Below are 12440 nucleotides of genomic sequence, written 5' to 3' on the forward strand. Positions count from 1 at the left end.
AAATCTCGAACCCAACGGAGGGACCTCATGAAGACTCGTTCTCGGCGCCGGCGCATCGCCCTCGCCTCCAGCATGGCCCTGCCCCTGCTCCTCGCCGCTGCCTGCGGTGGCAGCGACGACGGCGGAGGCGGTGGTGGCGGCTCGGCCAACGAGGAGATCACCCTCGATCTCGCCCACAGCTACACCGACGACCAGCCCCAGAGCCGTTGCGGCGCGCAGGTGATCGCCGAGGAGGTCGCCGCGGCCGACGTCGGCGTCACGGTGGAGATCTTCGGGTCCAGCCAGCTGGGCGGGGACGCCGACCGGGTCCAGGCCGTGGTGGCCGGGGACCACGACATCGACATCCAGGGCGCCTCGGCGCTCGGCGCCGTCCACGAGCCGATCGGTGTCGTGGACGCGGCCTACGCCTTCGACGACGCGCAGCACCTCGCGGACTTCTTCGCCGGCGATGCCTCCGCCGACCTCAAGCAGAGCTTCACCGACGCCACCGGCGTGCAGATCCTCGGCGCCTGGTCCGCCGGCGCGCGGCATTTCACGGCCAACAAGGAGATCCGGGAGCCCGCCGACCTGCAGGGCGTGCGCATGCGCTTCCCGAACTCCCCGCAGTTCCTGATGAACGCCGAGGCGCTGGGCGCGACCCCGACCGAGGTCGCGTTCGAGGAGCTCTACCTCGCGCTGCAGCAGGGGATCGTGGAGGGCCAGGAGAACCCGATCACCAACATCGTGTCGCAGAACTTCGCCGAGGTGCAGGACTACATCAGCCTCTCGGGCCACCAGCAGAACTCCAACCTGGTCATCATCGGCCCGGTCTGGGAGGAGCTCTCCGACGAGCAGCAGGAGGCGCTCTCGGACGCGGTGGCGTCCGCGGTCGAGCAGGTGCCCGCGTGCGTCGAGGAGCTCGAGCAGCAGCAGCTCGACGAGTGGGCCGCCGGCGGTGACTTCCAGGTGGTGGACGACGTCGACGTCGACGCCTTCCAGGAGCAGGCCGAGGAGTACTTCACGGAGAACTACTCCGGCGAGCAGCTCGAGGTCTACGAGGCCATCCGCAACGCGGCCGAGTGACCGCAGGGAACCCCGGCCCCGGGACGACCACCGCGGTCGTCCCGGGGTCGCCTCCACGGCCGCCGCGGAGCGGACGGCCAGAACGGGAACGCACATGATCAGCGGGACGACGACCCTGATCGCCCACCTGGGATACCCCACCCACTCCTTCAAGGCGCCGCTGGTCTACAACCCGTGGTTCCAGGAGCGGGGCATCGACGCCGTCGTGGTGCCGATGGGGGTCCGCGCGGGCGACTACCCAGACTTCTTCCGAGCCCTGTTCTCGCTGACCAACATCCGTGGGGCCCTCGTGACGATGCCGCACAAGGTCACGACGACCGAGCTGGTCGACGACCTGTCGCCCACCGCCCGCGTGGCCGGTGCGGCCAACGCCGTGGTGCGCCGCGAGGACGGCACGCTGCTCGCCGACCAGTTCGACGGCACCGGCTTCGTCCGGGGGCTGCTGCGCAAGGGCTTCGACCCCCGGGGCACGCGCGCCCTCGTCGTGGGGAACGGGGGGGTGGGGTCGCCGATCGCGGCCTCGCTCGCCGAGGCCGGCGTCGGTGCGCTCGGCTTGTTCGACCCCGACGCGGCGGCCTCCCGGGGTCTCGCCGGCCGGCTGGTCGAGCACTACCCGGAGCTGGAGGTCGGCACGGGTTCCGCGGACCCCGCCGGCTACGACCTGGTGGTCAACGCCTCGCCGCTGGGCATGGGCGACGACGACCCGTTGCCGGTCGACGTCACCCGCCTGGCCCCGACGACGTTCGTCGGGGAGGTCGTCATGCGCCAGGAGTTCACGCCGTTCCTGCAGGCGGCGCAGGCCCGCGGCTGCCCCGTGCAGATCGGCAAGGACATGCTCTACGAGCAGATCCCGGCCTACCTGGAGTTCTTCGGCTTCGGCAGCGCGACGCCCGACGAGCTGCGGGCTGTCTCCCTCGCGGAGGACGCGTGACCGATCGGCTGGCACCGCTGCGCCCGCAGGCCCCGGGCACCTGGCGGGTCTGGGCGCTGGCCTACGCCCTGCGCCGGGGCCAGCGGGGGCAGCACTTCCTGGGCCACGACGAGCGGTCGGGCGAGCCGCACCCGACCGCCTACTACGTCTGGCTGGCCGTCTCCGACACCGACGTCGTGCTCGTCGACGCGGGCATCGCGCCCTCGCGGGCCGCGGCGGTCCCGGGACTGCAGTACCTCGGGTCCCCGATCGAGCTCCTGGGCCGGTTCGGGGTGCGGCCCGAGGACGTCGGCTGGTCGGTGCTGACCCATCTGCACTACGACCACACAGGTGTCGTCGCCGAGCTCCCGGCCGCCACCTACGTCGTCCAGGAGGCGGAGTGGGAGTACTGGACCGGACCGTGGCCACGGCGGCTGACGCGCGAGCGCTGGCTCTGCGCGCCGGAGGACCTCGAGCACCTGGCCGCGGCCGGGGAGGTCGGCCGGCGGCGCGACGTCGCCGGTGACGTGGAGCTGCTGCCGGGGCTGAGCGTCCACCTCGTGGGCGGGCACACCGCGGGCATGCAGCTGGTCCGGGTGGCCACCGGGGCCGGATCGGTCGTCCTGGCGTCGGATGCCGCGCACTTCTACGAGAACCTCACGTCGGACCGTCCGCCGCCCATCCTGCACACGATGCCGGCGGTGTACGGCGCCTTCGACCGGATCACCGAGCTGGCGGGGGACGCCGGCCTGATCGTCCCCGGCCACGACCCGGGCGTGCTGGACCGGTTCCCCGCCGACGGGCCCGACCGCACCGGCTCCGTGGTCCGGATCGCCTGACCCGCCCGACGACCGCCCCGCCCGGAGGAACCGCCATGAGAACAGTGCTCGTACTCAACGGCCCCAACCTGAACCTGCTCGGCACCCGCAGGCCCGAGGTGTACGGGAGCACGTCGCTGCAGGACGTGGAGGCGCTGTGCCGCGCGGAGGCCGAGCGGCTCGGCCTGGGCCTGGAGTTCCGGCAGTCCAACTCCGAGGGGCAGCTGATCGACTGGATCCAGGAGTTCGGTTGGGAGGCGAAGGCCGGGCGGTGCATCGGGGCGGTGTTCAACCCCGGCGCCTACACGCACACCTCCGTCGCCCTGCACGACGCGATCGAGGGGATCGAGCTGCCGGTCATCGAGCTGCACGTCTCGAACGTCCACCGGCGGGAGGCGTTCCGGCACCACTCCTACATCTCCCCGGTGGCGGTCGGGACGGTCGTCGGTCTGGGGGTGCACGGGTACCCGCTGGCGATCCGGGCCCTGCACCGGTCGTCCGGCGACCGCCTGCCGGACGCCGCCCCCGCCTCCGCCCGCACGGGGTCGCCGGTGGATCCCGCGCCCGACTCCCACGAGGAGAGCCCGTCGTGAACCGACTCGCCGTGCACCAGTCCCTGGTGCACCCGCTGACACCGCTGGAGACGATCGACGAGCTGGTTCCGACCGGCTGGGACTCGATGGGCCTGCACGTGGGGGCGGTGCCGGAGACCGAGGCCTGGTGGTCGGGAGGCGCGGGCACGCAGCTGCTCGCGGCCACGATCGACCGGCTCCTCGAGACCCGGACGACCGTGCTGGACGTCGGCCGCGTCGTGCTGTCCGGCCACCTGGGGCGGGACGACGTGCACCGCGCCCACGGCCGGGTCCTGGACTTCGGCGCCCGGTTGGGGGCGCAGTTCCTGACCGCCCGGTTCGCCGAGGGCGCCGGTGACCTGGCGCAGCGGACCGAAGGGTTCGCCGAGCTCGCCGAGCAGGCCCGGCCCTTCCGCATCCGGCCGCTGCTGTCCTCGGTGCGCGCCGACCGGCCCGAGGCCCTGGAGGAGGCCGTCGCGGTGGTGGCGCCCAGTGGCGGGGGGGTCGTGCTGGACGTGCCGGTGGTCGGCGTGGACGAGGAGAGCGTCTCGGCGGCGGTCACCGACCTGTGGGAGCACCTCGGGTACGTCCGTGTCGACGCTCGTGCCCTCGAGGCCGCCGGTGAGGCGGCCGCCGGTCAGCTGGCAGTCCTGCCCCCGCACGTGCCCGTGGTCATCGGCGGGGACGACGCGCTGGGGCTGCTGGACTCCGACCGGCGGGCACGGCTGGCCCGCCTGCGCGTGCTCGTGGACCGCATGCTCGAGCACCCGCGCGCCCGGGAGGCGCGCGAGCGTGCGTCCGGCTGAGCGCCGGCCGTCCCGTCAGGCCACCGGGGCGGGGGCCGGGGTGCGTGCGCGCCGATGGGCCGCCATGCGGACCGGGAGGTCGGTGCTGCCGTACCCGTCGTAGCCGCGCAGTCGCTGGACCACCTCGAAGAAGACCCGGTCGCCCAGCACCGAGGTGGCCGCGTGCAGGTAGCCACCGCCCTCGCCGTCCTCCTCGTACATGAGCCCGTGCTCGCGGACGGCGGCCAGCAGCCCCTGCGGCAGGTCGAAGCGGGCCTCGAGGTCGTCGGCGTAGTTGGCCGGCAGCGGCAGCAGGGGCGCTCCGGCCGCGCGCATCCGGGTCACCGTGCCGACGATGTCGTCGGTCGCGAGGGCGACGTACTGCGGATCCGGCACGCCCGGGGTCCAGCCGCCCCGGCGCAGCGCCGAGACGCTGAGCGCGAGGCGGACCCGGCGGGAGGTGTCGGTGACCGAGCGGGTGCGGATCAGCCCGTAGGGCGCCGCAACCTCGGCGACGGCGTGCGGTTCGAGCCCCAGCACGGCGCGGTAGAACAGGCCGGCCTCGTCGAAGGCGTCGAACGGCTGGGTCAGCCCGACGTGGTCGATGCCCCGGACCCCGCCGTCGGCCGGTGCCGCACCGGTGGCCAGGAAATCGGCCGGCCAGCCCTCCGGGCCGGTGCGGGTGAAGAAGATCTGGGTGCCGTCGGGGGCCTCCACCGCGGAGAGGTCCGCCTCGTTGGCGCCCCGCGTCCGCGGCAGGATCGGGGCCAGCACCGCCTCGGCGCGGGCCGCGGAACGGCCGGGGTCCTCGCTCTCCAGCCCCAGCGCGGCCACCGCGGCGACGCCCGCCCCGGCGGGACGGGTGACCGACGCGTTGAGCAGGACCTTCGCCGTGCCCTGCTCCCACAGCTGCACGGGCTTGGACCGGTGCTGCCCGGTGTGCGCGAAACCCAGGGCGGCCAGTGCCGAGCCGACCTGGGGCCCGGAGACCCCGTCGACGCCGAGCTCGACGAAGGAGTGGCCGGACAGGTCGGGCGCCGGCGGGGGCGCGGTCGTCCCGGCGGCCGGCCAGACGGCGCCGAGCGCCTCCTCCAGCCAGACGAGCGAGCGCATGGCGTCGACGGCGGTCCGCCACGGGTCCGACTGCCGGAAGACGTCGTTGAAGACCTCGAGCGACAGCGGGCCGGTGTAGCCCGCGCCGAGCAGGCAGCGCAGGAAGGTCGCGAGGTCGAAGGCGCCCTGGCCGGGGAAGAGCCGGTGGTGCCGGCTCCACTGCAGGACGTCCATCTGCAGCCGCGGGGCGTCGGCCAGCTGCAGGAAGAAGAACTTGTCCGCCGGCACCTGGGCGAAGCCCGCGGGGTCCCCGCCGCGCGAGAGCACGTGGAAGCTGTCGATGCACAAGCCGAGGGCGGGGGAGTCGGCGCGGCGGACGGCGTCCCAGGACGCCTCCCAGGTGGACACGTGGCGCCCCCAGGCCAGCGCCTCGTAGGCCAGGCGCAGCCCGCGCTCACCCGCCCGCGCCGCCGCGCCGGCCAGCTGCTCGGCGAGCCGGTCGGCGTCGGCGACGGCGTCGTCGGAGACCGAGGAGCAGACCAGGACGGTGTCGACCCCCAGCTGCTCCATGACGTCGAACTTGCGCTCGGCGCGTCGCAGGTTGCGGGCGAAGCGGTCGGGATCGGTGGAGTCCAGGTCGCGGAAGGGCTGGTACAGGTCGACGGACAGCCCGAGGTCCGCGCACCGGCGGGCGATCTCCGCCGGTGCCCACGAGGAGGCGATCAGGTCGGGCTCGAAGACCTCGATCCCGTCGAAGCCTGCCCGGGCGGCCGCGGCCAGCTTGTCCTCGAGGGTCCCGGACAGGCACACGGTGGCGATGCTCCTGCGGACGTCGGTCATCGGCGGCGGCCTCCGTATGTACCAGTTGGTGAGTTGGCTGAGGGGACCACACCGGCCGCGGCACGCGCCAGTCCCCGCGCCGACGGGGGAGCGGGTGCGGAGAGGCCTCGGCGCTGCCCCTACCCTCGCGGCACCGACAGCCGCGGAGGAGGCGACCGTGACCGCACATCCGCCGGGGGCGGCGCCGGCCGGGCGCCGGGCGGGTGCCGAGCGCGTCCGGGACGCGGAGCGGACGCGCGCGGAGATCCTGGCCGTCGCCACGCGGGAGTTCGCCGACCGCGGCTACGCGGGCGGGCGGATCAACGAGATCGCCGCTCGGACCCGCACGACCAAGCGGATGATCTACTACTACTTCGGCAGCAAGGAGCAGCTCTACGTCGCCGTCCTGGAACAGGCCTACGCGGGCATCCGGGCGCTGGAGCAGCAGGTCGACGTCGAGCACCTCGACCCCGTGGCCGCGATCCGCGAGCTGGCCGCGCTGACCTTCGACCACCACGAGGCACACCCGGACTTCATCCGGCTGGTCAGCATCGAGAACATCCACCGGGCCGAGCACATCGCCCGGTCCACCGTGCTCCCGGACCTCGCCGAGCCGGCGCTGGCGGCGCTCGGCACCATCCTGCGACGGGGCCGCGAGGCGGGGGTCTTCCGGGACGACGTGGACGCCCTCGACGTCCACCAGGTCATCAGCGGTTACTGCGTGTTCCGGACGGCGAACCGGCACACGTTCGGCGCCGTCCTCGGTCGCGACATGCTCGACCCCGCCCGGCGCCACCATCAGCGGACGATGCTCGGGGACCTGGTCGCGGCCTTCCTCCAGGCACCGGACCCGCGACGCGCTCCGGCGACCGCGCCCCGGTGATGCCGTTACGCCGGCCGATCGGGGGGAGTGCTCCTGCCGTGGCCGCTGCCCTTAACGACGCATCCCTGCCCGCCCTGGAGGCGTCGGTCGCGACGCCCACCTACGACCGCGGCCGGGCCCGCGCTGGCATCGTCCACCTGGGGGTCGGCGGCTTCCACCGTTCGCACCAGCCATCGCCGACACGCTCGACCGCATCCGCGCCGAGGCCTCGGACCGCGTTCCGCGGTTCCTGCTGCCGGTGCTGCGGGCCAACCTGCGCACGGGCGGAGAGATCCGCCGCTCCGTCGCCGTCCGGGAGGTCTTCGGGGACCTGGCCGGGGAACCGTGCTCCGCCGAGCCCTACCGGGCCACCCGCGCATCGGTGCGGCAGAGCGGGGTGCGGCTCACCCCGGAGGCGCTGGCCTGACCGGCGGTGCCGCCGGACCGGGGTCCGCGGGCGGCGGACCGATCATCCGGCCGATCGTCTCGACCCAGGCCGCCCGGACGTCGGCGGACCGGTCGCCGACCAGCTCGCGGGCCCGGCTGTCCAGGGTCCGGCTGTCGCAGACGACGGCGGCGAAGCCCAGGCGGCACACCAGGTCCTGGACCTCCTCCAGCGGCAGTCCGGCCTCGAGCAGCGGCTGGACCAGCCAGTACGTCTCCTGGTGAGGGGCGAACGACTCCACGGGAGGCTTTCGGCCGCAGCCCGCGATCCGGATGCACGGCCGCCGTGGCCGGGCCCGGCGAGTGTCGTCCCGGCCGGCCGGTCACTCGATCGGCAGACCGGTGTAGTTCTCCGCGAGCTCGCGGGCGGCGGCCTCGGAGGAGCAGACCCGGCGCAGCTGGGCGAGCTGCAGCTCGCGGTCGAAGTCGTCCCCGGAGGTGTGCAGCATCGAGGTCATCCACCAGGAGAAGTGGGTGCAGCGCCAGACCCGCCGCAGGGCGGTGTCGGAGTAGGCGTCGACCAGGTCGGTCCGCTTCTCCTGGAGCAGCCGGGTCAGTGCCGCGGCCAGCAGGGTCACGTCGGCGACGGCGAGGTTGAGGCCCTTGGCGCCGGTCGGCGGGACGATGTGCGCGGCGTCCCCGGCGAGGAAGAGCCGGCCCCGGCGCATCGGGGCGCTGACGAACGAGCGCATGGGCAGGATCGACTTCTCGGTGACCGGCCCGGTGGACACCTCCCACCCGTCGATGCCGAGACGGCGGGAGAGGTTGTCCCAGATCCGGTCGTCGGACCAGTTGTCGATGGAGTCCGACGGGTCGACCTGCAGGTACAGGCGGGACACCGACGGCGAGCGCATGGAGTAGAGCGCGAAACCCTCCGGGTGCCAGGCGTAGATGAGCTCGTCGGTGGAGGGCGCGGCGTCGGCCAGGATGCCCAGCCAGGCGTAGGGGTAGGTGCGCTCCCACAGCTTCCCGGCGGTGCCGGCGGTGACCACCGGACGGGAGACGCCGTGGAACCCGTCGGTGCCCGCGATCACGTCGCACTCGAGCACCTGGGCGACGCCGTCGGCATCGGTGAACCGGATCCGGGGCGAGTCGCCGTCGACGTCCTCGGGCGTGACGTCGGAGACGTCGAACAGCAGGGGCGGGCCGTCGTCCAGCTGTGCGGCGATCAGGTCCTTGACCACCTCGGTCTGCCCGTAGACCCACACGGTGCGGCCGCAGAGCTCCGGGAAGTCCAGCGTGTGGCGGGTGCCGGGGTACTGGAGGTGGATGCCGCGGTGCTCCAGCCCCTCCCGGCGCAGCCGGTCGCCCAGCCCGGCCTCGGTCAGGGTGTCGACCGTGTGCTGCTCGAGGATCCCGGCGCGGATGCGGGCCTCGACGTAGTCGCGGGACCGGTTCTCCAGCACGACGGAGTCGATGCCGCGCCGGGCCAGGAGCCGGGAGAGCAGGAGACCGGCGGGGCCGGCGCCGATGATGCCTACCTGGGTGCGCACCCGACGAGTGTGGGCACGGGCAGCGGTCCCGGGGAACGGTGTCTTCCGCTCAGTGGAACTCCAGCGACCTCGCCAGCTCGCGGCCGATGCCCCGCGCCGCCATCTCCAGGGCGGGCACCATCCGGGCGAGGTCGCGGCGGTGCGGCGGCACCACCACGCCGAGCGCGGCGACCGCCAGGGGCCCCGAGGGCCGTTCCACCTGCACCGGGACGGCGATCGAGGCGGCGCCGGCGGACATCTCCTCGCACGTGCGGGCGAAGCGCCGACGGCGGATCTCGGCCAGCTCCAGGGTGAGCCGCTCCCGGTCGACGACCGTGTGCCGGGTGATCGGGCGCAGGTCGCCGAGCACCTGCTCGACGACGTCGTCCGGGGCCGCGGCCAGCAGCACCTTGCCGACGCCGGTCGCGTGCAGCGGCAGCCGGCTGCCCACCTGGCTGACGATCGGCACGTGCACCCGGCCGGAGATGCGCTCGACGTACAGCGCGTGCAGGCCCTCGCGCACGGCCAGGTGCACGGTGTCCCGGACGGTGGTGTGCAGGTCGTGCATGAACGGCGCCGCCACCTGCCGCAGTTCCAGTTGCACGGGGGCCAGCAGGCCCAGGTTCCAGAGCTTGCGGCCGATCTCGTAGCGGCCGTCGGGACGGCGGATGAGCGCCCCCCAGTCGGTCAGCTCGCCCAGCAGCCGGTGCGCCGTGGTGAGCGGCGTGCCCGACCGTTCGGCGATCTCCGACAGGGACAACCGGGGCGTGTCGCTGCCGAACGCGTCGAGGATGCCGAGCGCGCGCGAGGTCACCGACCTGCCGGGTGTGGCGCTGCGTCCGGCCATGCGTCGTGCGTCCTCCCGTCCAGTGGAACTCAGGTGTTGGGCAGCGTAGCCAAGGGGCCGTACCGTCCGGGCATGACCGGGACCACACCAGGCGGTGGCCTGCACCTGCCGCGGTACATGCGCGAACCCGACGCCACGCGGACGCCTGTCGGCTTCCCCGACTACCGCAGCACCGGCCTGCGTGCCCCGCTGCGTGCGCCGGTGGACCTCGCGCACCGGCTCACCGAGGTCACCGGCCCGGTGCTGGGCGAGGACCGCGTGCTGCCGAGCGACGCCGACCTGACCCTGCGCAACGGCGGCGAGGCGGTCGGCCAGCGCATCCTCGTCCACGGGCGGGTCCTCGACAGCGACGGCCGCCCCGTGCCGAACGCCCTCGTCGAGGTCTGGCAGGCCAACGCCGGAGGCCGCTACCGGCACGTCGTCGACGTCTTCCCCGCGCCGCTGGACCCGCACTTCGACGGGCTGGGCCGGGTGATGACCGACAGCCTCGGCCGCTACGAGTTCATGACGATCAAGCCCGGCGCGTACCCGTGGGGCAACCACCACAACGCCTGGCGGCCGGCGCACATCCACTTCAGCCTGTTCGGGCGGTCCTTCACCCAGCGGCTGGTCACCCAGATGTACTTCCCGGACGACCCGCTGTTCGGCCAGGACCCGATCTTCAACTCGATCCCGGCCGCGGCGCGGCACCGGGCGATCAGCCAGTTCAGCCTCGAGCGGACCGTGGACAACTGGGCGCTGGCCTTCGAGTGGAACATCGTGCTGCGCGGCAGCGACCAGACCCCGTTCGAGACCGAGGACGACGGAGACGTGGCGTGATGACAGCCGAGCGAGCATTGCCACTGGCTGGGGGCACCTCCCGCTTGCGGGGGACAGCGACCGAGGCGCGGAACGAGGCGCGGAATCGCGCTGGAGGAATGGCGTGATGACGGTCAACCCGCTGGACGTCCCTGACGTCACCGAGCCCTACCAGCCGCTGCCCGGCCGCAGCCGCACCACCGGCTTCCTGACCGAGCCCCTGCGGCTGGGCACCAGCCCCAGCGCCACGGTCGGCCCGTACCTCGCGATCGGCCTGACCTGGCCGGACGGCACGTGGGCCGCCGAGGAGGGCGTCGAGGGCGGCATCTGGATCCGCGGCCGGATCTTCGACGGCAACGGCGACGTCGTCCCCGACGCCATGGTGGAGACCTGGCAGGCCGACCCCGACGGCGGCTTCCCCTCACCCGAGGACCCCCGCGGTGCCGCGTCCTACCCGGGTTTCCGCGGCTTCGCGCGCGTCGCCACGGCCCAGCCCCCCGGCGAGTTCGCCGTCCACACCCTCAAGCCGGGCCGGGTGCCCGACGGCGAGGGCGGCCTGCAGGCCCCGCACATCGACGTGTCGCTCTTCGCCCGCGGTCTGCTCGACCGCGTCGTCACGCGGATCTACTTCGCCGACGAGGCCGAGGCCAACGCCGAGGACGTCGTCCTGCGCGGGTTGCCGGAGGACCGGCGGGACACGCTGATCGCCACGCCCACCGACGACGGCTACCGGCTGGACATCTACCTGCAGGGGGACCGTGAGACGGTGTTCTTCGCCGTATGAGCGCACCCGCGAGACACCGACGCGGTACGAACACGGCATGACGGGGCTCTTCAGCGGGACCTTCGGCCGGGGCGGCGCGGCGACCGCGGTCTCCGACTCCGCCTGGTTCGACGCGCTGCTGGACGTGGAAGCGGCCCTGGCCCGGGCGGCCGCGGCGACCGGGCTGGTGCCCACCACGGCCGCCGACGCGGTGACCAGGGCCTGCGCCGAGCCGGCCGGGCTGGACCTCGCCACGGTGGTGGCCCGGGCGGCCGACGCCGGCAACCCGGTGCCGCCCCTGGTGCGGGTGCTGCAGGCGGCGGTGGGGGAGCGCGACGCCGCGGCCGTGCACGTCGGGGCCACCAGCCAGGACATCCTGGACACGGCCCTGGTGCTGCTCGCCCGCCGCGCGATCGCCGCGATCGACCGCGACCTGGCCGCGGCCGCCGAGGCCGCCGCGCGCCTGGCCCGCACCCACCGCGACGACGTCGTCATGGGCCGGACGCTGATGCAGCAGGCCCTGCCCACCACGTTCGGGCTCAAGGCGGCCGGCTGGCTGGCCGGTCTCGACGGCGCCCGCCTGCGGCTGGCCGAGGTCGTCGCCTCGCTGCCGGTCCAGTACGGGGGTGCGGTCGGCACGCTGGCCGCGACCGACGGCTCGGGCACCGCGCTGCGCGAGGCGCTGGCCGCCGAGCTCGGCCTGGTCGCCCCCGCCGTGCCCTGGTTCACCGTGCGGCTGCCGATCGCCGACCTCGCCGGGGTGCTGGGCGCCACCGCCGGGGTGCTCGCGACGGTCGCGGTCGACGTCGTGCTGATGGCGCAGAGCGAGGTCGCCGAGGTGGCCGAGGGCGGGGCCGACCGCGGCGGCTCCTCGGCGATGCCGCACAAGCGCAACCCGGTGGCGGCCATCTCCGCCCGGGCCTGCGCGCGCCGTGCGCCGGGCCTGGTGGCGACGCTGCTGGCGGCCATGGAGCAGGAGCACGAGCGGGCCGCGGGGGCCTGGCACAGCGAGTGGCCCGCGCTCACCGACCTGCTGGTCTCGGTGGGGTCCGCGGCAGCCTGGCTGGGGGAGAGCCTCACCGGTCTGCGCCCGGATCCCGACCGCATGGCGTCGGCGGTGATGGCCGCCCGCGACCCGGAGCTCGCCGGCGCGCTCGCCTCGGCGCTGGCGCCGACGCTCGGGCACGGGGCCGCGCACGACGAGGCGGCGGCCGCCGTCCGCGAGGCCGCCGCGA

The 12440-nt window shown here is 74.3% G+C and carries 14 protein-coding genes; 10 read left to right on the top strand and 4 right to left on the bottom strand.

Translation table 11 applies throughout. From position 1 onward, the window contains the following. Nucleotides 1-27 precede the first annotated feature (27 nt). The 5 genes from C5507_RS20030 to C5507_RS20050 all read left to right on the top strand — a co-directional run bounded on the left by C5507_RS20030 (nucleotide 28) and on the right by C5507_RS20050 (nucleotide 4168). A complete protein-coding gene (locus tag C5507_RS20030; RefSeq protein WP_104530262.1) occupies nucleotides 28-1062 on the top strand; it encodes a DctP family TRAP transporter solute-binding subunit in 1035 nt (344 codons plus the stop codon). 94 nt (nucleotides 1063-1156) lie between these two features. Next, complete coding sequence (locus C5507_RS20035; protein ID WP_104530263.1) at nucleotides 1157-1993, top strand: shikimate dehydrogenase family protein; 837 nt, start codon at nucleotides 1157-1159, stop codon at nucleotides 1991-1993. Continuing rightward, entirely contained in the window at nucleotides 1990-2811 is an 822-nt protein-coding gene (locus tag C5507_RS20040; RefSeq protein ID WP_165400441.1) for an N-acyl homoserine lactonase family protein, read from the top strand. Before C5507_RS20035 ends, C5507_RS20040 begins: the two co-directional genes overlap by 4 nt. Before the next feature lie 35 nt (nucleotides 2812-2846). Beyond that, nucleotides 2847-3383, top strand: coding sequence for a type II 3-dehydroquinate dehydratase (gene aroQ / locus C5507_RS20045; RefSeq protein ID WP_104530264.1), 537 nt, complete (start codon nucleotides 2847-2849; stop codon nucleotides 3381-3383). Further along, nucleotides 3380-4168 (top strand): hypothetical protein, encoded by a 789-nt coding sequence (locus C5507_RS20050; protein ID WP_104530265.1) that lies wholly within the window; start codon nucleotides 3380-3382, stop codon nucleotides 4166-4168. The genes aroQ and C5507_RS20050 overlap by 4 nt, the downstream gene beginning before the upstream one ends. 15 nt (nucleotides 4169-4183) lie before the next feature. On the opposite strand, the gene C5507_RS20055 is transcribed toward C5507_RS20050, so the two are convergent. Further along, a complete protein-coding gene (locus tag C5507_RS20055) occupies nucleotides 4184-6040 on the bottom strand; it encodes a sugar phosphate isomerase/epimerase and 4-hydroxyphenylpyruvate domain-containing protein (RefSeq protein WP_104530266.1) in 1857 nt (618 codons plus the stop codon). Nucleotides 6041-6197: 157 nt separating this feature from the next. Between C5507_RS20055 and C5507_RS20060 the strand changes: the two genes are divergently transcribed. Both C5507_RS20060 and C5507_RS22535 read left to right on the top strand, forming a co-directional pair. Continuing rightward, the gene (locus C5507_RS20060) at nucleotides 6198-6902 is read left to right on the top strand and encodes a TetR/AcrR family transcriptional regulator (protein ID WP_104530267.1); all 705 of its coding nucleotides are present in this window, start codon (nucleotides 6198-6200) and stop codon (nucleotides 6900-6902) included. Between the two features lie 238 nt (nucleotides 6903-7140). Further along, nucleotides 7141-7308: a hypothetical protein gene (locus C5507_RS22535; RefSeq protein WP_158657665.1), complete on the top strand. Its 168-nt coding sequence runs from the start codon at nucleotides 7141-7143 to the stop codon at nucleotides 7306-7308. Here the strand turns inward: C5507_RS22535 and C5507_RS20065 are convergent. From C5507_RS20065 to C5507_RS20075, 3 genes are all read right to left on the bottom strand, one after another. Further along, nucleotides 7286-7567: a hypothetical protein gene (locus C5507_RS20065; protein WP_104530268.1), complete on the bottom strand. Its 282-nt coding sequence runs from the start codon at nucleotides 7565-7567 to the stop codon at nucleotides 7286-7288. The genes C5507_RS22535 and C5507_RS20065 overlap by 23 nt on opposite strands. Nucleotides 7568-7648: 81 nt before the next feature. Continuing rightward, on the bottom strand, nucleotides 7649-8818 hold the full coding sequence (locus C5507_RS20070; protein ID WP_104530269.1) for a 4-hydroxybenzoate 3-monooxygenase: 1170 nt from the start codon (nucleotides 8816-8818) through the stop codon (nucleotides 7649-7651). A gap of 49 nt (nucleotides 8819-8867) precedes the next feature. Next, nucleotides 8868-9644: an IclR family transcriptional regulator gene (locus C5507_RS20075; protein ID WP_104530270.1), complete on the bottom strand. Its 777-nt coding sequence runs from the start codon at nucleotides 9642-9644 to the stop codon at nucleotides 8868-8870. A 72-nt stretch (nucleotides 9645-9716) separates the two neighbouring features. On the opposite strand from C5507_RS20075, the gene pcaH reads away from it, so the two are divergent. The 3 genes from pcaH to pcaB form a co-directional block, all read left to right on the top strand. Continuing rightward, nucleotides 9717-10463, top strand: coding sequence for a protocatechuate 3,4-dioxygenase subunit beta (pcaH, locus tag C5507_RS20080; protein ID WP_104530271.1), 747 nt, complete (start codon nucleotides 9717-9719; stop codon nucleotides 10461-10463). Between the two features lie 106 nt (nucleotides 10464-10569). Further along, nucleotides 10570-11226: a protocatechuate 3,4-dioxygenase subunit alpha gene (gene pcaG / locus C5507_RS20085; protein ID WP_104530272.1), complete on the top strand. Its 657-nt coding sequence runs from the start codon at nucleotides 10570-10572 to the stop codon at nucleotides 11224-11226. Nucleotides 11227-11263: 37 nt separating this feature from the next. Next, a partial coding sequence (gene pcaB, locus C5507_RS20090) for a 3-carboxy-cis,cis-muconate cycloisomerase (protein WP_104530273.1) occupies nucleotides 11264-12440 on the top strand: 1177 nt, incomplete at its 3' end.

Source organism: Blastococcus saxobsidens (genome assembly GCF_002938435.1).
Taxonomy (GTDB): Bacteria; Actinomycetota; Actinomycetes; order Mycobacteriales; family Geodermatophilaceae; genus Blastococcus; species Blastococcus saxobsidens.

Bases quoted from the DNA above. Each gene is read 5' to 3' on its own strand.
- pcaH (WP_104530271.1), top strand. From the start codon at position 9,717: ATGACCGGGACCACACCAGGCGGTGGCCTGCACCTGCCGCGGTACATG.
- C5507_RS20035 (WP_104530263.1), top strand. From the start codon at position 1,157: ATGATCAGCGGGACGACGACCCTGATCGCCCACCTGGGATACCCCACC.
- C5507_RS20030 (WP_104530262.1), top strand. From the start codon at position 28: ATGAAGACTCGTTCTCGGCGCCGGCGCATCGCCCTCGCCTCCAGCATG.
- aroQ (WP_104530264.1), top strand. From the start codon at position 2,847: ATGAGAACAGTGCTCGTACTCAACGGCCCCAACCTGAACCTGCTCGGC.
- pcaG (WP_104530272.1), top strand. From the start codon at position 10,570: ATGACGGTCAACCCGCTGGACGTCCCTGACGTCACCGAGCCCTACCAG.
- C5507_RS20075 (WP_104530270.1), bottom strand. From the start codon at position 9,644: ATGGCCGGACGCAGCGCCACACCCGGCAGGTCGGTGACCTCGCGCGCG.
- C5507_RS20055 (WP_104530266.1), bottom strand. From the start codon at position 6,040: ATGACCGACGTCCGCAGGAGCATCGCCACCGTGTGCCTGTCCGGGACC.